Origin of the sequence: Epilithonimonas pallida (assembly GCF_900182975.1) — a bacterium.
Lineage (GTDB): Bacteria > Bacteroidota > Bacteroidia > Flavobacteriales > Weeksellaceae > Epilithonimonas > Epilithonimonas pallida.
Genome location: NZ_FXUO01000002.1, coordinates 579,251 through 603,519, shown reverse-complemented (window position 1 = coordinate 603,519; position 24,269 = coordinate 579,251). Strand labels below are relative to the sequence as shown.

Genomic DNA, 24,269 nt, shown 5'->3' with positions numbered 1-24,269 from the left:
TATGAAAAACCTAATCATTGCCGCTTCTTTGCTAGTAGGAGTTAGCACATTTTCACAAGCAAAATTAGACCCGACAAAATTGAACTATTCTTCTGTAGATGTGAGTCCTATGGATGCGGCTTATTATCCAATTCAGGCAGCTTCATCTAAAACAGAAACTCCGAAAGTAAAAGTGGTTTATTCCCGTCCGCAAAAAAAGAGCAGAGTTGTTTTTGGAAACCTTGTTAAATATGGAGATATCTGGAGATTTGGAGCCAATGAAAATTCTGAAATCAAATTTTACACGCCTGTTGTAATTGGCGGAAAAGAAATCCCTGCCGGAACTTACAGTATTTTTGCCATTCCATTTGAAAAAGAATGGACTATTGTTATCAACTCTGATATAGATAAATGGGGTGCCTATTTCTATGACAAAAGTAAAGATGTAGTGAGATTCAATGTTCCGGTTGAAAAAACGTCTTCCCCGATCGAATATTTTTCTGTGACTTTTGTACAGACAAAATCCGGAGCGGATTTGTACGCTGGCTGGGATAATACGCAGGTTAAATTTCCAATTGAGTTTAAATAATCTTCAAAGATTTGTAATAATTAAAGCCTTGTCAAAATTTGATAAGGCTTTTTTGTTTTTAAAACTCTAAAGTCAACAAATCTTCAAAACTTTGAATCTGAATTTTTGGATTTTCGATTTTTCCAAAACCGTAAGCGGCATAGATAAAGTCAACTCCAGCTTTTTCGGAAGATTCTTTGTCCCAAATAGTGTCGCCAACATAAACTGGATTCTGCAAATTATTTCTTTCTACAATCAGCCTGATGTTCTTGTCTTTTGGCAAACCATAGTTGCCGAAACATTCAAAATCTTCAAACAGACCTTCAAAACTAAAAAACCCGATGAAGTTCTCGATGTAGCCTTTCATACAATTGCTGACAATGAAAAGTCTGTAATCTTGGGCTAATTTTTCTAGTGTTTCTTTGACTTTGGGAAATAATTCACCGCCAGATTCTTTAAGATATTGGTTCTCTTTATGAGCATAAATTCTTTCAAATTCTTTCAGTTTTTCTTTTGGAACAAAACCGAAATATTGCGAGAAAATGTCATCCATCTTCATTCCTGAAAAATCTCTCACGGTCTGAGATGTGACATTGATGTCAAATCCAATCGCATGAATACTGTCGTTAAAAGCTTTGACCACTGTTTCCGAAGCATTCCAAAGTGTTCCGTCCAAGTCAAAAATAATACTGTCTCTTTTCTTCATAATTTATCTAAATCATAAACCATTCGTTCACAAGACTTGCAGCCAGTCTTGCGGTTCTTTCCTGTATATCAAAATTGGGATTCACTTCTGCAACATCCAGCGCATTTGTTTTTTCTGAAGATAAAATATGTCGGTAGATCTGCATAAATTGGCGGTCGGCAAAAATCCCATTATAAGCCGGCGCGCTGACGCCAGGCGCAATAGAGGCATTGAAAACATCCATACAAATGGTGACATAAACAATGTCCACATCTTCCAAAAATGAATTAATGGTAAACATCAGATTTGGAAGATTTTCGGAGTAGATTTCGTCAGCGAGAATATATTTCATTCCGAAATTATCCGCACTTTCGAACAACTTTCTGGTGTTACTATTTTTCTGAATTCCAATATGTAATGAGTGAATCTCGTCTTCCTGAGCAATTTGCCAAAATCCCGTTCCGGAAGTTGCCAAACCGTTTTCCGGCTCGCGGTTATCAAAGTGAGCATCGAAATTGATAATTCCGATCTTTTGATTTGGGAAAGCTTTTCTAATTCCGGAATAATGTGCAAAAGTAACCTCATGTCCGCCACCTAAAACAACGGATTTTCCTTGTTTTAGAAGTACTTTCGAAACTTTTTCGGCTAATAAATCCTGAGTTGCTTCAAGGTCATTATTCTCACATTTGATGTTTCCAAAATCTTTCAGTGAAAATCCAGAATTGACAACAGGAAAATTGGGCATATTTTTTCTAATCAAATCCGGTGCTTCCTGTGCTCCTATTCTACCTTTGTTACGTTTTACACCTTCATCCACAGCAAAGCCGTGTAAAACGAAATCCTTAGGATTAATATTTTCATAAGCCGATTCTGTTGTTACTCTTTGAAAAATCCTGTGGTACAATTCTTCTTCGCCATCAAAACGGCCCGTCCATTCAAACATAATTTAGATTTTTTCTCCGTTGATATAAATATTTTTCGGTTTCAAACTTCCCTGATGATAAAGGATATTCTGGAAATTATCCGTTTCGTATGTGATGAAATCTGCTTTTTTACCTTCAGACAAAACTCCTCTGTCTTCTAAATCTAAAGCATAGGCCGCTCGGAAAGTTATTGCAGCTAAAACCTCAGCTGTAGTCAGCTTCTGATATGTCGCCAAAATCGAGGCTTGAGTAACGAGATTTCCCATTGGCGCTGAACCCGGGTTCCAATCAGTTGCGATTGCTAAAATCCCTCCTTTATCCAGAATTTCTCTTGCCGGAGCAAATGGTTCGCCTAAACCTAAACTTGCACCTGGCAAAGCAATCGCCACCGTATTTGAATTAGCAAGAAACTCAATATCTTCATCGATAGTCGCTTCCAAATGGTCAGCAGATTTTGCACCAACTTCCACAGCAATTCGTGAACTTCCAGCCGTAAACTGATCTGCGTGAACTGTAATTTGAAAGCCTAATTCTTTAGCTTTCAAAAGGAAAGTCTTGCTTTCTTCCGGCTGAAATGCTGATTTTTCAATAAAAATATCAACACGGCTAGCAAGGTTTTCTTCTTTTACTTTTGGTAGAATTTCATCCAAAATATAATTAAGATAATCTTCCGACGAACCTTCGAAATCTCTTGGTTTTAAATGAGCGGAAAGGCAAGTGGGAACCAAGGTTGCTTTGGTTTTTGCCTGAGCTTTTTTTATAGCTCTCAACATTTTCAGTTCTTCTTCCACATTCAATCCATAACCGCTTTTTATTTCAATTGTTGTGATGCCTTGATTTAACAAAATATTGACACGTTCAAGGATTCCATCAACCAAATTATCTTCCGAAGCTTGTCTTGTATGCTGAACGGAACTCCAGATTCCACCACCAGATTCTGCAATCTCGAGATACGATTTCCCAGCATTTCGCATTGCAAAGTCGTTGGCACGATTTCCTCCGAAGCAAATATGAGTGTGTGCATCCACAAAAGCCGGAAGTGCAATTTGCTCACTTTCAATCAAATCAATTTCGGAATTTGGAAATTTTTGTTTTAATAAATCATAATCGTTGACTTCTAAAATTTTTCCATTTTTAGTAAAAATCCCTCCATTGTAAACGATTTGTAAAGATTCATCATTTAATTTTCCCTTTAATGGAAGGTTGTTGAGTGTGACAATTTGTTTGAAAGGACCTGATAATTTCATATAAAATCTTGAATCGTAAAAATAACGATAAACTTTATGTTTCTACCAAAATTAAAATTGTATTTTTACTGAAATTTAAAAAACAAATGAAAACTATAATCATTACAACAAGTTTAATTCTAAGTGGAATATTTTTGAAAGCACAACAGATTGATTTAGCAAGAAATGCACAATTTATTAAATCAATGGATGAAATTAACAATGGAAAAGCAGTTCTTAAATATTCAGATATCCAGGGTAATCCGTTTTACAAGAAAGGGTTTTCAGAAGCTAGAATTGGAGATACAGGAAATTCTTTCCCCGTAAGATATAATATATATAAGGATTCTTTTGAGCTTTTGCATAATAACGATATTTATACACTTCCAAAAGAAAGCTCATTTTCTAAATTTGTTTTTACAGCAACTAATGAAAAATTTATTTTGGAAAATGATAATAATGGATTTGCGGGCTACTTTCTGGTTCTTGCTGATGGGAAAAATAAGCTTTTGAAGAAAATTGCTGTAAAATTCAGTCCAGAAGTTCCTGCTCCGAACACAATGGTTTCTGGTATCCCAGCAAAATTTGAAACCTTAAAACCTGTTTACTTTATAAAAACAGACGATAATTTAATAAAACTTACAAAAAAATCTGATGACTTAATAAATGCTTTACAAGCAGATAGAAAAGAAACAGTTAAAGATTTCATCAAAACAAATAAAATAAAGTTAGCCGAAGAATCCGACCTTATAAAGTTGGTTAATTTTCTAAATAAATAACAAAAGAGATGCTAAATTGCATCTCTTTTGTTATTTAAAAAACTTCTCTTCCAATCTTCAGAATATTATCGCTTTTTCCCATTGAATAAAAATGCAGAACAGGAATTCCAAAATCTAAAAGTTCCTTGCTCTGGTTAATCGCCCATTCTATTCCAACTTCGCGAACATCATTATTAGTTTTGCATTTTAAAACTTCATTAATGAGAGTTTCTGGTAAATCGATTTTAAAAACCTGTGGTAACATCTGCAAATGAGTTTTTGTAGCAATCGGTTTGATTCCAGGAATAATTGGAACATCAATTCCAATTTCTCTTGCTTGTTTTACAAAATCAAAGAATTTTTGATTGTCGAAAAACATTTGAGTGACAATGTAATCCGCTCCCGCTTCCACTTTTTTCTTCAACATTTGAAGGTCGTAATTCATAGAAGGCGCCTCGATATGTTTTTCAGGATAACCCGCAACTCCGATGCAGAAACTGTTATCTGTATCCGACTCTATCTTGCCGTGAAGATATTCTCCGATTCCCAAATCATGAATCTGTTTCACCAAATCCGAAGCATATTTGTGTCCGCCTTTTGAAGGTTCAAAATATTTTTCACCTTTCATCGCATCACCTCGCAAAGCAACAATATTATTAATTCCCAAATACATACAATCAACCAAAAGATATTCGGTTTCTTCTTTTGTAAATCCACCGCAAAGAACGTGTGGAACAGTATCTACATTATATTTATTCTGAATCGCTGAGCAAATTCCTAAAGTCCCAGGGCGCATTCTTGTGATTTTTCGCTCCATCAAACCGTTTCCTCTTTCCAGAAAAATATATTCTTCTCGGGAAGTTGTAACATCTATAAATGGCGGTTTGAATTCCATCAACGGGTCGATATTCTTATATAAATCGGCGATTCCAACACCTTTTTGAGGCGGAACAATTTCAAAAGAAAAAAGCGTTTTGCCATTGGCGTTTTTTATATGGTCAGTAATTTTCATTCAATAATTTTAAATAATATTAATCCGCAAGATTTGGAGCGAGCCATTTTCTGGCGTAATCTAATTCAACATCTTTTCTTTCAGCAAAATCTTTTAATTGGTCTTCATCAATTTTTCCTACTCCGAAATATTTAGATTTTGGATTTCCAAAATAATAACCTGAAACGGCGGCAGTCGGCCACATTGCCAGACTTTCAGTCAAAGTCACTCCAATATTTTCTTCAACTTTCAGTAAATCCCAAATGGTTAGTTTTTCTAAATGATCGGGACAAGCCGGATAACCTGGTGCTGGACGAATTCCTAGATATTTTTCTTTGATTAATTCTTCGTTATCTAAAGTTTCATTTTCAGAATAACCCCAGTATTCGGTTCTCACTTTTTTGTGGAGATATTCTGCGAAGGCTTCTGCAAAACGGTCGGCCAAAGCTTTTACCATAATGGCGTTGTAATCATCATTTTGTTCTTCATATTCTTTTGCCAATTCATTCGCTCCGAAACCTGTACAAACACAGAAAGCACCAATGTAATCCTGTTTTCCGGAATTTTCAGGCGCAATAAAATCACTTAAAGCAAAATACTCTTTCCCTTCGGATTTCTTATGTTGTTGTCGCAGAGTTCTAAAAGTCGAAATCACATTCTGATTGTTATCATAAACCAAAATATCGTCCTGTTCATTTGCATTCGCTGGAAAAATTCCGAAAATTCCTTTTGCTTTAAAACTCTTTTCTTTCAAGATTTTCTTGAGCATTGTCTGTGCTTCATTGAACAAAATCGTCGCTTGTTCACCCACAATATTATCAGTCAAAATTTCAGGGAATTTTCCAAACAATTGCCAGCTTCTAAAAAACGGCGACCAGTCGATAAACTCTACCAATTCATCCAGATTTTGGTCTTCAATAATAGTAATTCCTAATTTTTTAGGTGTTGGAATATTTTCGTTTTCCCAATCGATTTTGAATTTTTGATTTCTCGCTTCTTCAATCGAAACATATTCTTTGTCTATTTGACGGTTCAGGAATTTTTCTCTAAAATCATCATAATCTTTTCTGATTTCCAAAGCATAAGCATTGGATTTATCTCGATTCAAAAGAGAACTCACCACACCAACCGCTCTAGAAGCATCATTCACGTGAACAACGGTGTTGGAATATTTTGGCGAAATTTTTACCGCTGTATGTGCTTTGGAAGTGGTTGCACCTCCAATCAATAAAGGGAAATTAAGATTCTTACGTTCCAGTTCATCTGCAATATGAACCATCTCGTCCAGACTTGGTGTAATCAATCCGCTTAATCCAATCACGTCCACTTTTTCATCAATGGCCGTCTGAATGATTTTTTCTGCCGGAACCATCACACCTAAATCCACGATTTCGTAATTATTACAACCTAAAACCACGCTCACAATATTTTTCCCGATATCGTGAACATCACCTTTTACAGTTGCCATCAGGACTTTTCCGTTGGATTTCTGGGTCTGGTCTTTTTCCGCTTCGATGAAAGGCTGAAGATAAGCCACCGCCTTTTTCATCACTCTCGCTGATTTCACCACCTGAGGCAGGAACATTTTCCCACTTCCGAAAAGGTCGCCGACAACGCCCATTCCTGTCATCAGATTGATTTCGATAACATCAAGCGGACGTTTTGATGCCTTTCGAGCTTCTTCCGCATCTTCTTCTATGAAACGGTCGATTCCTTTGACCAGAGCATGCGTGATTCTCGTTTGCAAATCCTGCTCCCGCCAGCTCAGGTCTTCGGTTTTTTCTTTTTTTGTGGATTTATGTTTTTCGGAATAATCGAGCAATTTTTCTGTCGCATCGTCTTTTCTGTCAAGCATTACATCTTCCACCAATTCCAGCAAATCTTTTGGAATTTCGTCATATACTTCCAACATCGTTGGATTCACGATTCCCATATTCATCCCCGCTTTTATGGCGTGGTAAAGGAAAACAGAATGCATTGCTTCTCTCACAGAATCATTTCCACGAAAGGAAAATGAAACATTGGAAACGCCTCCACTTACTGAAGCGTTTGGAAGATTGGTACGAACCCAGCGTGTTGCTTCGATAAAGTCAATCGCGTTTCTGCGGTGTTCGTCCATTCCTGTCGCAACAGGGAAAATATTAAGGTCGAAAATAATATCCTCAGAAGGAAACCCGACTTGGTTAACCAAAATATCATAAGACCTTTTGGAGATTTCGATTCTTCTTTCGTAATTATCAGCTTGTCCAACTTCATCAAAAGCCATAATGATGGCTGCTGCGCCATATCTTTTAATCGCTTTTGCTTGCTTGATGAATTCTTCTTCACCACCTTTCAAACTGATGGAATTCACAACCGGTTTTCCCTGAACAACCTGCAATCCAGCTTCCAAAATTTCCCACTTTGAAGAGTCAATCATAATCGGGATTCTGGCTATGTCTGGTTCGGAGGCGATCAAATTCAGGAATCTGACCATTGCGGTTTTCCCGTCCAAAAGCCCGTCATCCATATTAACATCAAGAATCTGAGCGCCGCCTTCTACTTGGTTTCTTGCAATATCCAGAGCTTCGGCATATTTTTCTTCTTTAATGAGACGAAGAAATTTTTTGGAACCGGCAACATTGGTTCTTTCCCCAACGTTGATAAAGTTGGATTCGGGTGTTATAATTAAAGGCTCGAGACCTGATAATTTCAGATATTTTCTTTTACAATCTGTTTCCATAATTTAATTTACAATGTAAAAATTACCAACAATAAAATGAGATTCTTCACTTCGTTCAGAATGACACTCTGTCTGATAATCGGTAAATAGATACATTGTTATGCTGTTATATTAAGTTTTCTCGGATGGTAAGCTTGTGCCAAATCCGCAATGGCTTTGATATGGTCCGGCGTTGTTCCGCAGCAACCACCAATAATATTGATTAGACCTTTCTCCAAATATTCCTTCACCTGCTCTGCCATTTGACCGGCTGTTTCGTCGTATTGGCCGAAAGCGTTTGGTAAACCTGCGTTTGGATAAGCCGAGATTCCGAAATCTGTGTGATTGGCAAGAATTTCCAGGTAAGGCGTCAATTGTTTTGCTCCTAAAGCACAGTTGAAACCGACACTTATCAAATCCATATGAGAAACGGAAATCAAAAATGCATCAGCCGTTTGTCCACTCAAAGTTCTTCCGGAAGCATCGGTAATCGTTCCGGAAACCATAATTGGAATAGTGATATTGCGTTCTTCTCTTATTTCATCAATGGCAAAAAGTGCCGCTTTTGCATTCAAAGTATCGAAGATTGTTTCAACCAAAAGAATGTCGGAACCTCCGTCGAGCAAAGCTTCTGCTTGTTGTTTGTAAGCAATTCTGAGTTCGTCAAAAGTGATGGCTCTGTAACCTGGGTCATTGACGTCCGGACTAAGGCTTGCCGTTCTGTTGGTTGGTCCGATGGAACCTGCTACAAATCTCGGTTTATCAGGATTCTGAGCGGTAAATTCATCACAGACTTTTCTGGCGATTTTGGCAGATTCATAGTTTAGTTCGTAAACCAAATCTTCCATATGATAATCCGCCATCGCAATGGTTGTTCCGGAAAATGTATTGGTTTCAATAATATCCGCACCTGCCAAAAGATATTTTCTGTGAATTTCTTCAATAGCTTCAGGCTGTGTTAAAGACAACAAGTCGTTATTCCCTTTAAGTGGAGATTCCAAATCTTTGAATCGTTCACCACGATAATCTTCTTCTGTAAAATTGTAACGCTGAATCATAGTTCCCATTGCTCCGTCGAGAATGAGAATTCTATCATTCAATGCTTTATATAATTGTTCTGAATTGTTCATAATTCACTTATTTTTTTTAATGTTCCATCCGTTTTACCGACGGCTATTCAAATTGAATCCTTCGGATTCTTTCTATCGTTGATTGGAAGACAAAACCTCAACATAGCCCCGATGGTAGCGGCATCCTTTTTTGTTATTGCGATTCTTGAATGGTTCAACAGATTGCCTCACTTCGTTCGCAATGACAAAAAAGATATAGCGGACAGCGGGTTGGAAGGTTGTTCCGAAGCCGAAAACTTATTGCTCCAAATTTTTTCTATTCTGTTAATCCAAAGCTTGTTTCAAATCGCTAATAATATCATCAATATTTTCCAGTCCAACAGAGCAACGTACCAACCCGGCAGTAATTCCAACTTCGTTTCTTTCCTCATCGGAAAGTTTGGAATGCGTTGTGGAAGCCGGATGCGTAACAATCGTTCTCGTATCTCCCAAGTTTGCGGAAAGAGAACACATTTTAATTCTGTTTAGGAAATTTCTACCGCCCTCGATACCGCCTTTGATTTCGAAAGCGACGATGTTTCCGCCTAATTTCATTTGTTTTTTTGCGATTTCGTAGCTTGGATGGGATTTTAAGAACGGATATTTTACCAATTCTACATTGGGATGATTTTCCAGAAACTCAGCCACTTTCAATGCGTTTTCGCAATGTTTCTCTACCCGAATCGCCAAAGTTTCCAGACTTTTGCTCAAAACCCAGGCATTGAATGGCGACATCGCCGGACCTGTGTTCCTTGCAAACAGATAAATCTCACGAATCAAATCTGCTTTTCCAACCGCAACACCGCCTAGAACCCGCCCTTGACCGTCAATCAATTTCGTTGCTGAATGAACCACCAAATCTGCCCCGTATTTAATCGGTTGCTGCAAGTAAGGTGTTGCAAAACAGTTGTCAACGATGAAAATCAGGTTATGTTTTTTTGCAATCTGTCCGAAAAATTCCAAATCCAAAACTTCAATTGCGGGATTTGTTGGTGTTTCCAGGTACAAGATTTTTGTATTCGGTTGGATATATTGTTCTACGTTTTCCGCATCTTCTGCTTTGAAATAAGATGTTTCAATATTCCATTTTGGAAAATATTTTGTGAATAATGTGTGAGTAGAACCAAATACCGACTGACAACTCACAATATGGTCGCCCGCATCAAGCAACGCTGCAAATGTTGAATAAATCGCCGCCATTCCTGTTGCAAAAGCGTAACCGGATTCTGCACCTTCCATTTTTGTGATTTTATCAACAAATTCGGTGACGTTGGGATTACTGAAACGGCTGTAAAGATTTTTGTCTTTTTCTTCTGCAAAACTCGCACGCATATCTTCCGCATCTTCAAATACGAAGCTTGACGTGAGATATAACGGCGTGGAATGTTCGTCAAACTGAGTTCTCTCGGTTTGAGTTCTTATGGCTAGAGTTTCAAAATTTTCACTCATATTATTATCTTTAATTATTATCTTTAATTGTACTCTGTACAAAATTTATTTTGTTTCACTTAATCTTAAAATATCTCCGAAAACGCCTCTGGCAGTCACCTTGGCTCCGGCTCCGGCTCCCATAATGACAATTGGATTCTCGCCATAACTTTCTGTGTAGATTTCGAAAATAGAATCGGAACCTTTAAGTTGTCCTAATGCCGAATTGGCTGGCACGGAAATTAATTTGACATCCAGCTCTCCTTTTTCTTTTTGTAAATCGCCGTGCAAATCGCCGACATATCTTAACACGTGGTCTGGTTGCTGATTTTCTTTGATGCTTTGATATTCATCGTTTAATTCTTCCAATCTTGAAAGGAATTCTTCTTTGGAAACTGACAGCAGAGTTTCCGGAACAAGATTCTGAATATTGATGTCATCAAATTCATTAATCAAATCCAGCTCTCTTGCCAGAATCAACAATTTTCTTGCGACATCATTTCCAGATAAATCTTCGCGTGGGTCCGGTTCGGTAAAACCTTTTTCCAGAGCTTCGTTGATAATGGTTGAGAATTTATCGTTACGAAGCGAAAAATTATTGAAAACATAACTTAATGTTCCGGAAAAAACACCTTTGATTCTCGTGATATTTTCTCCTGAAAGATGCAATAATTTAATTGTATCAATTAGAGGTAAACCAGCACCAACATTGGTTTCATAGAGGTATTTCTTTTTATTTTTTTCTAATAATTTCCTGAAATTTCGATATTCTGAGATGGGTAGTGTGTTATAGATTTTGTTGGAACCCACGACATCAAATCCATTCTCCACAAAAACCGGATAACTTTTCACAAAATCCTTACTCGCTGTATTATCTACCATCACCAAATTTTCCAAATGATGTTCATTTACAAAATCTACCAAAGACTGGACACTGGATTCTGTTTGAGAATATTTAATTTTCTGTCTCCAATCGCTTCCGAAACCTGCTTTGTTGAAAGCTACTTTCCTGGAATTGGCAATTGCAACGATTTTCAAATCCACTCTTTTACGATTCAGAATATCATAAGCTGAATCCAGAATCTGCTCAACCAAAGTTCCGCCAACATTACCGTGACCAATTAACGCAAGATGAACGGTTTTCGGTTTTCCGTAGATTTCGGTTTCGATGATATTTTTTGTGATTTCGGTCTGATTTCCGGTTACTACAATGTTGACTCTTCCGGCAGAAGCGATTTGACTCAACAACAAAGGGAAAATTTTATTTCTCTGAAGCTCTGATAAAATCTTGTTATAATTATCCGAAACAAATCCGATCACACTAAGATTTTCAATACTATAAATATTGCTAACGTGACCTTCGGCTTTTTCTTTTTCAAATTCTTTTTTCAAAACATCCACTGCATCCTGCGCATCATCTTCATCGACCAAGACAGAAATTCCGTTTTCAATCGCTTGCTGGGAAATTACACCAACGCTGATTCCGCCTCCATTCAAAGCATTAAAAATACGTGAATCCACGCCGATTTGTCCAAGGAAATCTTTTCCTTCGAAATTCACTAAAGCTTTGTTTCTATAAATATTAATTGCGTTCTTGTCTGTCATCAGTTCAAAAAAATAGGTTTTAAAATTGTGTTCAGTTGTTGGTATTCCATCAGGAAAGCGTCGTGTCCGTGAATAGATTTTATTTCGTGATACTGAACATTTCTGTTTTTATTTAGTAAAAAATCGTAAGTATTCTTAATTTCAAAAGCGGGATAAAAAAGGTCCGAATCTACTGCTACTAAATGGATCTCTGCATTGATATTTTCCAATTCATTTTGCTTTCCATTAATGTTCATCAGAAGATGATTAACGAGTTTGTAAGCCTTTAAACTAAACCTTTCGTTTAATCGTTTTCCGTGAAAATTGAGCCAGTCGTGAGATTTCAGAATTTTCTTTTCGGAATCGATTTCCCGGTTGAATCTTGAGTTAAGTGATTCCGGTGTTCTGTAGCATAACATGGCGTGAACTCTGGCTTTTTCAAGAGGCTTATCTTCTGATTCTAACAAGAATTTCTGAACCAGACATTGAGAATGCAACCAATCCGACGTTTTGAAATCTGTCGCAACCGGGATGAATTTTTCGACTAAATTATTGTCTAAAGCCAGCATTTCCCAACCGATTGAGCCTCCAATTGAGCCTCCAACCAAAGCGAATAAGTTTTTGACTTTAAGTTTTTGCAATCCTTGCAGAAAAACCGATGCAATATCCTGAACTGTGAAATCTTCATAATTATCAATGAAAAATCCGTCAAAACCATTGCCTGGAATATTGAAACAAATTACTGTGAATCGGTTTGTATCAATTAATTTTCCTTCTCCAACCAAAGATTTCCACCAACCATTTTCGCCGGCAACATCAGAGTTTCCTGTCAAAGCGTGATTGATCAAAACAACGGGAGCCGAATACAGTTCTTTTCCGAAAAGCTGATAGCTTAACGGGATATCGAGAACTTTTCCGTTCTGAGTTTCGAAGTGTTGAATGTTGATATGTTGTAGCTTTTTTTCCAATTTTGTCTTGTAAAAAATTGAAAATGCTACAGGAAATGTAGAATAAATGTCTAGGTTATCTTTTCTGCCATTGCAGATAGAATTTAGCACCTTCTTCGTTCCCGAAGGGTTGCCAAGGTTTCACAGAGTCTAATCTCTCCACCTTTCTCGATAACATTTTCAATATGTGAATGAACAAATCTGGGCGCAAAGATAGATAAGAAATTGTTATTTTTCCAAATAAACTGAAAAAAGTCAGTATAAATTTTTTATTAACAATCCAATTTAAGAAATTTATAACAGCAATTGTGTACAATATTTGCTTAACCAACTTCACCAAAAAAATAAACAATGAACATTAATCTTAATAAACAAGTTGCTATTGTTACAGGTTCCAGCAGCGGAATAGGAAAAGGAATCGCTATCAGTCTGGCAAAATCCGGGGCCATTGTTATCGTGAATCATTCATCGGAACATTCTCGTCCGGAAGCTGAAGATACCCTGAAAACCATTGAGGAAAACGGTGGCGAAGGATTGATTATTCAATGTGATGTGAGTAAGGAAGACCAAGTTTTGGCGATGTTTCAAACGACTATTAATCAATACGGAACCGTTGATATTCTCATTAATAATGCCGGTTTACAGCAAGACGCAGCCTTTGTTGATATGACTCTGGAACAATGGCAAAAAGTGATTGATGTAAATCTTACAGGACAATTTCTTTGTTCGCGGGAAGCGATTAAAGAATTCTTAAAACGCGGAATGACCGATAAATCCAAAGCATTGGGAAAAATCATCAACATCAGCAGTGTTCACGAAACAATCCCTTGGGCCGGACACGCTAATTATGCTTCCAGCAAAGGAGCGCTTAGAATGCTGATGCAAACGCTGGCACAGGAATATGGGAAACAAAAAATCCGTGTGAATAATATTTGTCCCGGTGCTATCCAAACACCAATCAACAAATCGGCTTGGGATAATGAAAAATCTCTTGATGCACTAATGACGCTGATTCCGTATGACAGAATCGGGCAACCGGAAGATATTGGGAATTTAGCCGTATTTTTGGCAAGTGATTATTCGGATTATATTACCGGTGCGAGTATCTATGTGGATGGCGGAATGACAACGCTGGAAAGTTTTGCGGATAACGGATAATTAATTGTTAATGATGAATATAAATTATTAATGGTTTTTAATTCGTTGAAAGAAGTGAGAATCTTCAACATAGCCCCGATGGGAACGGCATCCTTTTTTGTTTTTTTTTAGATTCTTCGATAAGCTCAGAATGACAAATGTTGTAAAAAAACAAAAAAGATATAGTGGAGAGCGGGTTGGGATGTTCTAGCAAAGATACAACCGTGTTGCTCCTAATAAAAAGAATAATTATTGTCAAAAAATAATTAGAAAAATGAATGAAGAAGAAAAATTAAAAAATCCGAATTGGAAAAAGTGGGGACCTTACGTGAGCCACCGCCAATGGGGAAATGTACGCGAAGATTACAGTACCAACGGCGATGCTTGGGGATTTACCGGTCATGATACAGCGGAAGCCTGGACCTACCGATGGGCTGAGGAAGGCATCGCAGGAATCTCTGATGAGAAACAGCAATTGTGCTTTGCGCTTTCTTTTTGGAATAAAAATGATTGCAGAGTCAAGGAACGTTTTTTCGGATTGAGCAATTATCAGGGAAATCACGGTGAAGATATCAAGGAAATCTTTTATTATCTCGATAACACGCCTTCTCATAGCTATATGAAGATGGTTTACAAATACCCCATCAATGCGTTTCCGTACGATGACCTCATCAATACAAATGCACAACGCTCCAACAAAGACCCGGAATATGAAATCATTGACACAGGAATCTTCGACAATGATGAATATTTTGACATCTTTATTGAATATGCAAAAGCCGGCGAAGACGATTTTTTAATAAGGGTCGATGTCCATAACAGAAGTAATAAATCTGCGCCAATCGTGGTTTTGCCAACAGTCTGGTACAGAAATAACTGGATGTGGGGTTATAATGATTACAAAGGGCAACTCGGTTTTTCTAAACAAGGCGAAATAGATGTTCATCATAATAGTCTTAGTATAAAGAAATTATATTCCAGAAACAGAAATGTGGATGCGTTGTTTTGTGAAAATGAAACGAATCGCGCAAGGTTATTCAATCTTCCGAAAACAGAAGGTTTTTTCAAGGATGGAATTAATCAATATATAACGAAAGGGCTTGATACAGTTAATCCGTCCAAAACTGGAACAAAAGCATCTCTTCATTGTGAAGAAATCATAGAAGCGAACAGCAATAAGGTTTTCGAATTCCGATTGTCGCCCCATATTATGGAGGATGCGTTCTGGGATTTTGATGAAATTGTTTCGAGACGAAAACAAGAAGCCGACGAATTTTACGCCAACATCCAAAAAGACATCGATGACGAAGACGAGAAGAATGTTCAAAGACAGGCTTTTGCAGGTTTGCTTTGGAACAAACAATTCTATCATTACAACATCGGAAAATGGCTGAAAGGCGACCCTAATTTCCCGATCCAACGAAAAGGTTTCGTACGAAACAGCGACTGGGAACATCTTCATAACAAAGACATCATCTCGATGCCCGATAAATGGGAATATCCCTGGTATGCAACCTGGGATTTGGCATTCCATTGTGTAAGTTTTTCTGTAATTGATTCGGAATTTGCAAAGAATCAATTGGTTACATTGACCAAAGAATGGTATATGCATCCGAATGGGCAATTACCTGCCTATGAATGGAATTTTGATGATGTGAATCCACCGGTTCACGCCTGGGCAACATTCCGTGTTTTTAAAATCGATGAAAAAAATAGTGGAAAACCGGATTTAGCTTTTCTGGAAAGAGTTTTCCAGAAGTTATTGTTGAATTTCACCTGGTGGGTTAACCGGAAGGATTACAACGGAAATAACCTTTTCGGAGGCGGATTCCTTGGTCTGGATAATATCGGAGCGTTCGATAGAAATATGGAATTGGGCGACGGCGAACATCTTGAACAAGCCGATGGAACCAGTTGGATGGCGATGTATGCCCTGAATATGATGCGTATCGCAATGGAACTGGCAACCTACAATCCGGTTTATGAAGATATGGCCATTAAGTTTTTTGAGCATTATCTTTATATCGCTGAAGCTATGGAAAACATTGGTGATGCCAAGCAAGGACTTTGGAACGAAGAGGACGGATTTTTCTACGACTTACTCCAGCTTTCCAACGGAGACAGTGTGAATCTGAAACTGAGAAGCATTGTTGGATTGATCCCGATGTTTGCTGTGGAAGTTGTGGAACATAGTCTCTTGGAAAAACTTCCCGAATTCAAAAAAAGAATGGAATGGATTCTGAAAAATAAGCAAGAACTGACAAAACTGGTTTCCCAATGGTATGTTGAAGGTGAAGGAAACAAACATCTTTTAAGTATTCTCAGAAAAACAAGATTGACCAAAGTTTTGACAAGACTGGTTGATGAATCTGAATTTCTAAGTGATTACGGAATCCGTGCGATGTCCAAGGTTTATGAGGAAAACCCTTTCCGATTTACTGTTCACGGACAGGAACACGTGGTTTATTATACACCTGCGGAAAGCGACAGCCGAATGTTCGGTGGAAACAGCAATTGGCGCGGACCGATTTGGTTCCCGATCAATTTCCTGATTGTTGAGAGTTTACAGCGTTTTGATTTCTTTTTCGGTGATTCCTTAAAAATCGAATATCCAAAAGGAAGCGGCGAGTACAAAAATCTGGATGAAGTTTCAAAAGATATCAGTAACAGGCTTTGTAAGATCTTTCTGAAAGATGAAAATGGAAATCGTGCTTTCAATGGTGGTGTGGAGAAATTTAATAATGACCCGCATTTCAAAGATTACATTATGTTCTTCGAATATTTCCACGGTGATAATGGTCGCGGTGTTGGTGCTTCCCATCAAACCGGATGGACTTCTACGGTGGCGAAGTTGATTCAGCCGAGGCTTTCTAGTCGATAAACTAAAAACCTTATCAGATTTTTGATAAGGTTTTTTAAATTTTATTATTCTACAATAATTCCATTAACGCTGACTTCATAAGAAATCTCAACATTCGGTTCCAGAGTCTTGGAAACAGAGCAATATTTTTCGAAAGATAATTCTGCTGCTTTTTTAGCTTTTTTCGGGTCGATTTCGCCCTCGAGGAAAAATTTCACTGTGATAGATTTGAAAGGTTTTGCTTCATCAACCTGAACTCTTTCGCCTTCAACTTCGGCTTTGAAATCTGTAATCGTCTGACGTTGTTTTTTTAGGATCGAAACCACATCGATTCCGCTGCAACCGGCAACCGCCATTAACAAAGATTGCATTGGCGAAACACCTTTTGCGCCTGGCAGAGTCGTGTTGTCTAAAAGGATTGAGTTGCCTTGTTCATTGGAACATTCAAACAAAAAATCATCATTGATTCTATTAAGTGTAATTTTCATTTTAAATTATATTATTTTTCTGAACACAAAGCTCGCAAAGTTTTTTTTATTACAATTCAATGTTTTAGGCCCACAATTCGCCTTTGGCGTAATCATCGATTTCTTTAAAATTAATAAATTGTTGAGATAAAGCCACTTCGTTTATATAAGATTTGTAATTAAATTCAAATTTACAAAATTCCTCTTGCTTTTATCTCCAGATATTTATTAATCACTTCTATATTGAGATTTTCCGGAAGTGTGTAAATGCTGTAAATCCCATATTTTCTGAGTTCCTGAATAATCAGTTTTTTTTCAAATTCAAATTTCTCAGCAATGATTTCGTCATAGATTTCCTGCATATTTTCCGGATTGGTATTCAGCAATTTGTGAACCTCAGAATTCTTGAAAAATACGACTACCAAAAGATGATTTTTAGCGATGCCTCGCAGATATTTCATTTGACGATTGAGGGCGTCCAACGTTTCAAAATTGGTAAAAAGCAAAACCAAACTTCTTTGATTCAAATGGTATTTCGTATCCTGATACAACCTTCCGAAATCACTTTCGAAGAAATCGGTTTGAACGTTGTACAAAGCTTCGGAAATCTTTTTTAATTGTCCGGATTTATTATCTGCAGCAACCTTATTTTCTGTCTTTTTAGCGAAAGTCATCATTCCGGCGCGGTCGCCCTTTTTCAGAATAATATGCGACAAAGCCATAGTTGCATTGATCGAATAATCCAGCAAACTTAAGCCATTGAAAGGCATTTTCATTGTCCTGCCTTTATCAATTAACATCATAATCCGTTGTGATTTTTCATCCTGAAACTGATTGACCATTAATCTGTTGGTCTTGGATGTCGCTTTCCAGTTGATACTTCGGATGTCATCGCCCTGAACGTAATCCCGGATTTGCTCAAATTCCATCGTGTGTCCCAGCTTTCGGATTTTCTTGATTCCGCCCAACAAAAATTCGTTTTGAAGCGCCATCAATTCATATTTTCTGAGATGGATAAATGATGGATAACTTGGCAACTTCGCGTCTTTTTGAAATGCAAATCTTCTGGAAACCAATCCGATCGGTGAATTAACATAAATATTCAGATTTCCAAAACTGTATTCACCACGCTCTTTTGGTTCCAGAATATATTCGAACAATGAATGATTTCCACTTTCGATATTTTTCTTGATCAGGAAATCCCGTTTTTGAAACTGGAACGGAATTTCGTCAATGATCTTAGTATTGATATTAAAATTATAGTTGTTCCGGACATCAATTTTCACCGAATTTTCATCGCCATTGGAAAGTTTTTCCGGCAAGATTCTCTGCGCATTGATTCCTTCTTTGTTTTGAAATAAAATTAAAGCATCCAAAATCGTTAACAACAAAACAAAAACCAGTAACGAATTGGCTATCCACATCATCACCGGAAAGAAAAATGCCAAAACATAGCAGATTCCGACGCCGAATAATGCGAAGAAGAATTTGTTATTGAGGTATGTTTGTTTTAATGTTTTCATTTTGATATAAACCACAAAAGACACAAAGCTATTTGTATTGATTAAAATACTTGTTTACAAAAGTTTCTTGACCATTATTAAAAATATTTTTTACATTAAAGTTTATTAAAATACCTTTTGGAACTTTAAGTAGATTCATATAATTCAATACTTGTGCTCTATGAATATCATTCATTTCATTAACTGATTTTATTTCTAAAACAATTAAATCTTCAATTAAAAAATCACATTTGAAATTGCAATTTAGGTCTTTTCCTTTATAATTTATTGGGATAATTAACTCTGATTTATAACTAATATTTCTAATTCTAAACTCTTCTTCAAGACATTTATGATAAACTGATTCCAACAAGCCAGAACCTAAAATTTTATGAACTTCAATACAGGCTCCATTAATTTTATATGTTAAATCCGTTAAATATTCTTTTGTCATTTTTCATTTGTGCGTTTATTTTCTTTTGTTCCTTTTGTGGTTTATCACCTTGGAACTTCGATGCTTTCCAAGATTTGCCTGATGATTTCGTCCGCAGTCAAACCTTCCATTTCACGTTCCGGAGACACAATAATTCTGTGTCTTAAAACCCCAAACGATGCTTCTTTAATATCTTCCGGTGTTACAAAATCACGACCCCGGATTGCAGCAAAAGCTTTACTTGCTGCCAACAAAGCCAAACTTGCTCTTGGTGAAGCGCCGAGATATAAAAACTGATTTTCTCTTGTATTGATAATGATTTTTGCAATGTATTCCAGAAGGTTTTGCTCGACAATGATATCTTTTACCAATTGCTGATATTGCTTCAATTGCTGTCCGGAAATCACGGTTTGAACCACATCCGTTTTGTCTTCTAACTTATTATGATGTTGATTTTTGATGATTTCAATTTCCTGCTCCAGGTTTGGGTAACCCACTTGTATTTTGAAGAGAAAACGGTCGAGTTGCGCTTCCGGCAGTCTGTAAGTACCTTCGTGTTCGATTGGGTTTTGAGTAGCAACCACCAAGAATGGCTCTTCCATTGGATATTTGATGCCGTCCATTGTGATTTGACGTTCTTCCATCACTTCGAACAACGCCGATTGCGTTTTTGCTGGTGAACGGTTAATCTCATCAATCAAAACAAAATTCGAGAAAATGGGACCTTTTTTATATTTGAAATCCGCTTCCTTCACATTAAAAACCGATGTTCCCAAGATATCAGACGGCATCAGATCCGGTGTGAACTGTATTCTGCTGAAATCGACCGAAATTGTTTTCGCCAACAGCTTTGCAGTAATGGTTTTGGCGACGCCCGGAACGCCTTCTATCAAAACGTGGCCGTTCGAGAGCAGTGCTGCGAGCAAATGTTCAATCATATTCTCCTGACCGACAATAACTTTGGCGATTTCTGCTTTTACGCGTTCCAGATTATTTCGTAATTCCGTCATATCCAGCCTGGACTGGAATTCGGGCGCCTGATCTTGATATTGTTCTTCCATAATTATTATTTTAAAATTTGATCCAGAAGCTGATTCATCTTTATCAAATCCTCCTTCATCACACTGGCGTAAGGGTCTTGTCCTTTTTTCACCAATGCAACAGCTTCTTTTATAAGTTCTATGTTTTTTCCGGTTTTCAAATGTAATTTATTAATGAATTGCTCATCCAGATGCTGCGTATCGATCAGCAAATCCATTCTTATTCTGTTCAAAAAGTATTGAGCTTTTTTGGCCATCATCTCGTGAAAATCTCCTTCCTGAAGGTAAAGATTCCCTATGCTTCTGATAAAATCGAGAGATGTGTTTTTCAATGGTTCGATCACCGGCACAATCCGTTGTTTTCTTTTCGCATTGAAGAGCACAAAAATTAACAATCCCAGCAATAACAAATACCAGGCATATCTCAACGGTGGATTGTTGAGAATAAAACGCATTGGCGACATAGACAACGGCGTGTCTGTTTCCACAAACCAAACCGTCTGTCTGTCTGGGAGATATGACAAAACGTTTTCCAGGTATTTATTTTTTGACTTAAGAAAATAGTAATTTGTCAAAATCAATGGCTCCGAATGAACATAAAAATGTCCTTTTCCAAAATTGATTTTAACAAAATCTGCACTTATCGAAGATTCGTTATTACTTTTTTTATGCAAAGTTTTCCCAAGAATTTCAATGTCACTTCTGATGTAAGAAAAGCCTTGATTATCCGGAAGCTTATCAATCAGTAACCAACTGTCTGTTAATTTCTTATCCGTTAGCTGAAGATAATAATTGTCCTCGAAACTCACTGTTTTGAATCGAAAACCCAGGGTATCTCTCAATTTGGCGGTTGTGTCGTTGGTGAACCACATTACATCGGAACCGTTAGCCACTTCATTCATAATATATTCCCAGGAAACATCGTCTAGTTTTTTCTGAATGATTAAAATATTATGTGGTTTTTTATACTGATTTTTTTGATAATAAGCATAAGGTGATATTCTTGCTTTTTCCAATTTGCCTTTGAATAAAGAGGTTGATTCCTGATCAAAAACATAAAGTCCAAAGGGTGTTTTTTTCTCTACATTATAATTTTTCCGCCAGTCCAAAACCGGCTTTTTGTTCATCTCAAACATACCCATCACAATCAGAATGATGATGAAAATGACAGCGTATATTTTGAAAGTTTTACTCATTGATGTCGAATTGATAAAATCGTTTTATCAGAATTTGTTAAAATAAGCTTTATAATGTTGATAGTCTTTTTCTTCGGTTTTAAATTCTCCGTACCAGATGTAATCATAGATGTAAATGATGCGTCTGAAATCTTCCTTCAATTGATTGTTTTTCAATTCCCGCAGATAATCCCGATTGGTTTTTTCAGGATTCCAGGTGATGAGATTTTTATCTGATAATTTTTTCAGGGCCTGTAGAAAATGATAGCGGATTGCCGAACGGTAATCGTGTTGTTTCTCTAATTTCAAAATAGCTTCCGGAAAGTTGATTTCGTGGATATTTTCTTCCAGATCCTGATTCTTGATATTGATTTTCCTATTCTTCTTTCCAAACAAAAAATTCCCATCTTTAGACATCAGATACCGAACTAAAAGAAACAGCAAGGTTCCTATAATAACGATTCCAAAAAAACGCAGGATATTGACTGTATAATCATTCGCCTTGTTGGGATCGATATCTTTAAAAATCTTTGATAATAGTTTAGCAATCTGTCTTTTGACTTTATCCCAAATAGATTCTTTCGGTTTCAGGACTTCATAATTAAATTCGTTTCCTTTGTATTTGCTTTTATAATTAGATTCAAAATTTTTAGGATAAAGCGTATTATCCGTAGAGTAATGGCTTTTGACTAATGAATCCGTCAGAATAAACTCTTGTCCTTGATCTGAATAATTTGCAGAATCGGTCACAACAACCTCTTCCACCTCTTCGTACTGAGAAAAAACAGGCGTTGCTAATGAAAAAGAAAACAGTAAAATAAAAAATCTAAATCTCACCCTGTCCTATTGTATCAATTTCATTGAGATCCAGATTTCTGTGCAGATCCGTACGGCTGTCATAATATTGCAGTCCGGCATTAACATACATCACATTATACAAAACAAAGGTCACCAGTATCGATATCCCATACATCAGGAACATAAATATCCCAAATCCTCCGGAAAAAATCTGCGTCGGATCTTGCTGCGTTCCCATCTGTGGAATTGTAGCAAAACCGAAAATCATTATCATATATGGGATCATCGTGAAAATGGTCAAAACTACATAAACCATCAGAAAAGTGATAACCGTAGATCCCCAATATTTCCAAAACTTGGCTTTACGGGAATCAAACATATCTGCAAAATTGACTCTCATTGCATAGCTCAGAGAATCGAAAAAGCCTCTTTTTGTACTCAAATAATCGAACAATGTATGATTAACGACATTAACAAACGCCGGCATCAACAAAATCAATAAGAAAAATCCAATAATGATAATCATTAGAAAAGACGAAATCGCCATCATAATGAGCATCAAAGGTGTGATAATGAATAGCATTCCCAAAAAGAAAATGATCATTTTCCCCACATTCTTTCGGATATCAGACAGCATTTGATCCGGTTTAACATTTTTATTTCCGGTTTCTGCAACCCGCTTCATATATAGCACAGGAAAAGCGTACATAATAATACTAAGTGCAAGAATTAATATAAAAAAAATCGCGAAACCTAAAATCAATAATAAACTGTTATTCTGGAAATAAGCCTGAAAAAAATAAGTGTCTCCATTGACATTAGCGTTCATCAACTGTAAAAAGAATTCCCGATAACCAAATATGAAAATGATGACGAACAACAGCAGCAAAATACCATTAAGCGCAAAATAGTTCTTAAAATAATTTTTACCATATTCTTTGAAAAAGGTAAAAGTATCACTAATCAAATTACCGAATTTTCTCTCCTGGTACAGCTGCATAGTTTAGTTTTTTGAATACAATATAAGGATATATAAAATAATAAAAAGCAATAACGGATAATGTTCCAAAAATGATAATAATGTTCAGCATCAAAGGCATTGTCTGTGCATATCTTGTCACAAAACCTTCTATCAGCCCTGCAAATATGGTAAATGGAACTGTACTGAGATAGATTTTGAAACTATTTCTGAAACCCTGTTTAAAAGATTCTGATCTTGATAAAGTTCTGGGAAACAAAATGGAAGCTCCCAAAACAAGTCCGGCCATCGCTTCTACAACCATACCGAAAATCTCGAACGCACCGTGAAGCCAAATTCCTTTTGCACTTTCTAATAGAACATTCTGTGTTTTGAAAAAAAACTGAAACGCTCCTAACATAATGCTGTTCTGCATCAATGCATACAAAGTTCCGATTCCTCCGAAAATCCCGTAGATATACAGCTTTGTGCCAACCACAAGGTTATTAATGATAATCATAAGAGAGGTGCTCCAGTTAGCTCCTGTTCCATAGATAGCTGTCGGATCTCCTTTTTTGATATTTTCCAACGTCTGATTTACATAACCTTCACCCAATATAAGCGTAGCAAAATCCTTATCATAAACAGACGAAATAACACCAATTCCTACGAATAAAATAAAGAAAACAAATGCATAATACAGATAACGTCTATATTGGTAAACTGTCAGTGGCACTTCTGTAGTAAAAAAGTATTTGATCTGGTTCTCCTCTATCCTTTTAGTTTTATAGATCTTCTGAAAAATCTGCGAGGAGAGAAAATTGAGGTAAACTGTTGTTTTACTTTTCGGATAATAGGTTTGTGAGAATGAAAGATCATTAATCAGATTGATGTAAAGCGACGAAAGATCATCCGGATTTTTTTTCATTTTTCCGTTGATCACCTGCTCGATTTCCAACCATTTTGCTTTATTTTGCTTTATAAAAGCCACTTCTCTCAT

General features: G+C 36.8%; 21 protein-coding genes and 1 riboswitch. Of the genes, 4 read left to right on the top strand and 17 right to left on the bottom strand.

From position 1 onward, the window contains the following. The first annotated feature begins 1 nt into the window (after position 1). On the top strand, positions 2-568 hold the full coding sequence (locus tag QOL71_RS05930) for a DUF2911 domain-containing protein (RefSeq protein WP_283416044.1): 567 nt from the start codon (positions 2-4) through the stop codon (positions 566-568). Positions 569-626: 58 nt separating this feature from the next. Here QOL71_RS05930 and QOL71_RS05925 read toward each other — a convergent pair whose 3' ends face one another. The 3 genes from QOL71_RS05925 to hutI are packed head-to-tail and all read right to left on the bottom strand — an operon-like array spanning position 627 to position 3,402. Then, positions 627-1,253: an HAD family hydrolase gene (locus QOL71_RS05925; protein WP_283416043.1), complete on the bottom strand. Its 627-nt coding sequence runs from the start codon at positions 1,251-1,253 to the stop codon at positions 627-629. A 7-nt stretch (positions 1,254-1,260) separates the two neighbouring features. Continuing rightward, the gene (gene hutG, locus QOL71_RS05920; RefSeq protein WP_379953379.1) at positions 1,261-2,175 is read right to left on the bottom strand and encodes a formimidoylglutamase; all 915 of its coding nucleotides are present in this window, start codon (positions 2,173-2,175) and stop codon (positions 1,261-1,263) included. A 3-nt stretch (positions 2,176-2,178) separates the two neighbouring features. After that, on the bottom strand, positions 2,179-3,402 hold the full coding sequence (gene hutI / locus QOL71_RS05915) for an imidazolonepropionase (RefSeq protein WP_283416042.1): 1,224 nt from the start codon (positions 3,400-3,402) through the stop codon (positions 2,179-2,181). A gap of 86 nt (positions 3,403-3,488) precedes the next feature. Between hutI and QOL71_RS05910 the strand changes: the two genes are divergently transcribed. Further along, positions 3,489-4,160: a hypothetical protein gene (locus QOL71_RS05910; protein ID WP_283416041.1), complete on the top strand. Its 672-nt coding sequence runs from the start codon at positions 3,489-3,491 to the stop codon at positions 4,158-4,160. A 34-nt stretch (positions 4,161-4,194) separates the two neighbouring features. Here the strand turns inward: QOL71_RS05910 and metF are convergent, their stop codons facing one another. From metF to QOL71_RS05880, 6 genes are all read right to left on the bottom strand, one after another. Continuing rightward, complete coding sequence (gene metF / locus QOL71_RS05905; protein WP_283416040.1) at positions 4,195-5,151, bottom strand: methylenetetrahydrofolate reductase [NAD(P)H]; 957 nt, start codon at positions 5,149-5,151, stop codon at positions 4,195-4,197. A gap of 19 nt (positions 5,152-5,170) precedes the next feature. Beyond that, positions 5,171-7,852 carry a methionine synthase gene (gene metH / locus QOL71_RS05900; RefSeq protein WP_283416039.1) on the bottom strand — a complete coding sequence of 894 codons (2,682 nt, stop codon included), beginning with the start codon at positions 7,850-7,852 and terminating at the stop codon, positions 5,171-5,173. A 98-nt stretch (positions 7,853-7,950) separates the two neighbouring features. Then, positions 7,951-8,961 carry a homocysteine S-methyltransferase family protein gene (locus tag QOL71_RS05895; RefSeq protein WP_283416038.1) on the bottom strand — a complete coding sequence of 337 codons (1,011 nt, stop codon included), beginning with the start codon at positions 8,959-8,961 and terminating at the stop codon, positions 7,951-7,953. A 264-nt stretch (positions 8,962-9,225) separates the two neighbouring features. Next, positions 9,226-10,389: an O-succinylhomoserine sulfhydrylase gene (locus tag QOL71_RS05890; protein WP_283416037.1), complete on the bottom strand. Its 1,164-nt coding sequence runs from the start codon at positions 10,387-10,389 to the stop codon at positions 9,226-9,228. A 45-nt stretch (positions 10,390-10,434) separates the two neighbouring features. Further along, complete coding sequence (locus QOL71_RS05885) at positions 10,435-11,973, bottom strand: ACT domain-containing protein (protein ID WP_283416036.1); 1,539 nt, start codon at positions 11,971-11,973, stop codon at positions 10,435-10,437. Then, positions 11,973-12,920: an alpha/beta fold hydrolase gene (locus tag QOL71_RS05880; RefSeq protein WP_283416035.1), complete on the bottom strand. Its 948-nt coding sequence runs from the start codon at positions 12,918-12,920 to the stop codon at positions 11,973-11,975. Before QOL71_RS05880 ends, QOL71_RS05885 begins: the two co-directional genes overlap by 1 nt. A gap of 52 nt (positions 12,921-12,972) precedes the next feature. After that, a riboswitch (SAM riboswitch) is annotated at positions 12,973-13,077 on the bottom strand. Positions 13,078-13,250: 173 nt separating this feature from the next. Here QOL71_RS05880 and QOL71_RS05875 point away from each other — a divergent pair. Then, positions 13,251-14,057 carry a glucose 1-dehydrogenase gene (locus tag QOL71_RS05875; protein WP_283416034.1) on the top strand — a complete coding sequence of 269 codons (807 nt, stop codon included), beginning with the start codon at positions 13,251-13,253 and terminating at the stop codon, positions 14,055-14,057. A gap of 253 nt (positions 14,058-14,310) precedes the next feature. Next, entirely contained in the window at positions 14,311-16,917 is a 2,607-nt protein-coding gene (locus QOL71_RS05870; protein ID WP_283416033.1) for an MGH1-like glycoside hydrolase domain-containing protein, read from the top strand. 44 nt (positions 16,918-16,961) lie between these two features. On the opposite strand, the gene QOL71_RS05865 is transcribed toward QOL71_RS05870, so the two are convergent. From QOL71_RS05865 to QOL71_RS05830, 8 genes are all read right to left on the bottom strand, one after another. Next, positions 16,962-17,384, bottom strand: coding sequence for an OsmC family protein (locus tag QOL71_RS05865; protein WP_283416032.1), 423 nt, complete (start codon positions 17,382-17,384; stop codon positions 16,962-16,964). Positions 17,385-17,554: 170 nt separating this feature from the next. Then, positions 17,555-18,886 carry a DUF58 domain-containing protein gene (locus QOL71_RS05860; protein WP_283416031.1) on the bottom strand — a complete coding sequence of 444 codons (1,332 nt, stop codon included), beginning with the start codon at positions 18,884-18,886 and terminating at the stop codon, positions 17,555-17,557. 28 nt (positions 18,887-18,914) lie between these two features. Beyond that, positions 18,915-19,319: a GxxExxY protein gene (locus QOL71_RS05855; protein ID WP_283416030.1), complete on the bottom strand. Its 405-nt coding sequence runs from the start codon at positions 19,317-19,319 to the stop codon at positions 18,915-18,917. Between the two features lie 44 nt (positions 19,320-19,363). Next, on the bottom strand, positions 19,364-20,359 hold the full coding sequence (locus QOL71_RS05850) for an AAA family ATPase (protein WP_283416029.1): 996 nt from the start codon (positions 20,357-20,359) through the stop codon (positions 19,364-19,366). Positions 20,360-20,364: 5 nt separating this feature from the next. Next, positions 20,365-21,534, bottom strand: a complete 1,170-nt coding sequence (locus QOL71_RS05845) for a hypothetical protein (protein WP_283416028.1) — start codon at positions 21,532-21,534, stop codon at positions 20,365-20,367. A 27-nt stretch (positions 21,535-21,561) separates the two neighbouring features. After that, positions 21,562-22,350, bottom strand: coding sequence for a DUF4129 domain-containing protein (locus QOL71_RS05840; protein ID WP_283416027.1), 789 nt, complete (start codon positions 22,348-22,350; stop codon positions 21,562-21,564). Beyond that, entirely contained in the window at positions 22,340-23,311 is a 972-nt protein-coding gene (locus QOL71_RS05835; RefSeq protein ID WP_283416026.1) for an EI24 domain-containing protein, read from the bottom strand. Before QOL71_RS05835 ends, QOL71_RS05840 begins: the two co-directional genes overlap by 11 nt. Further along, positions 23,280-24,269, bottom strand: coding sequence for a stage II sporulation protein M (locus QOL71_RS05830; protein ID WP_283416025.1), 990 nt, complete (start codon positions 24,267-24,269; stop codon positions 23,280-23,282). Before QOL71_RS05830 ends, QOL71_RS05835 begins: the two co-directional genes overlap by 32 nt.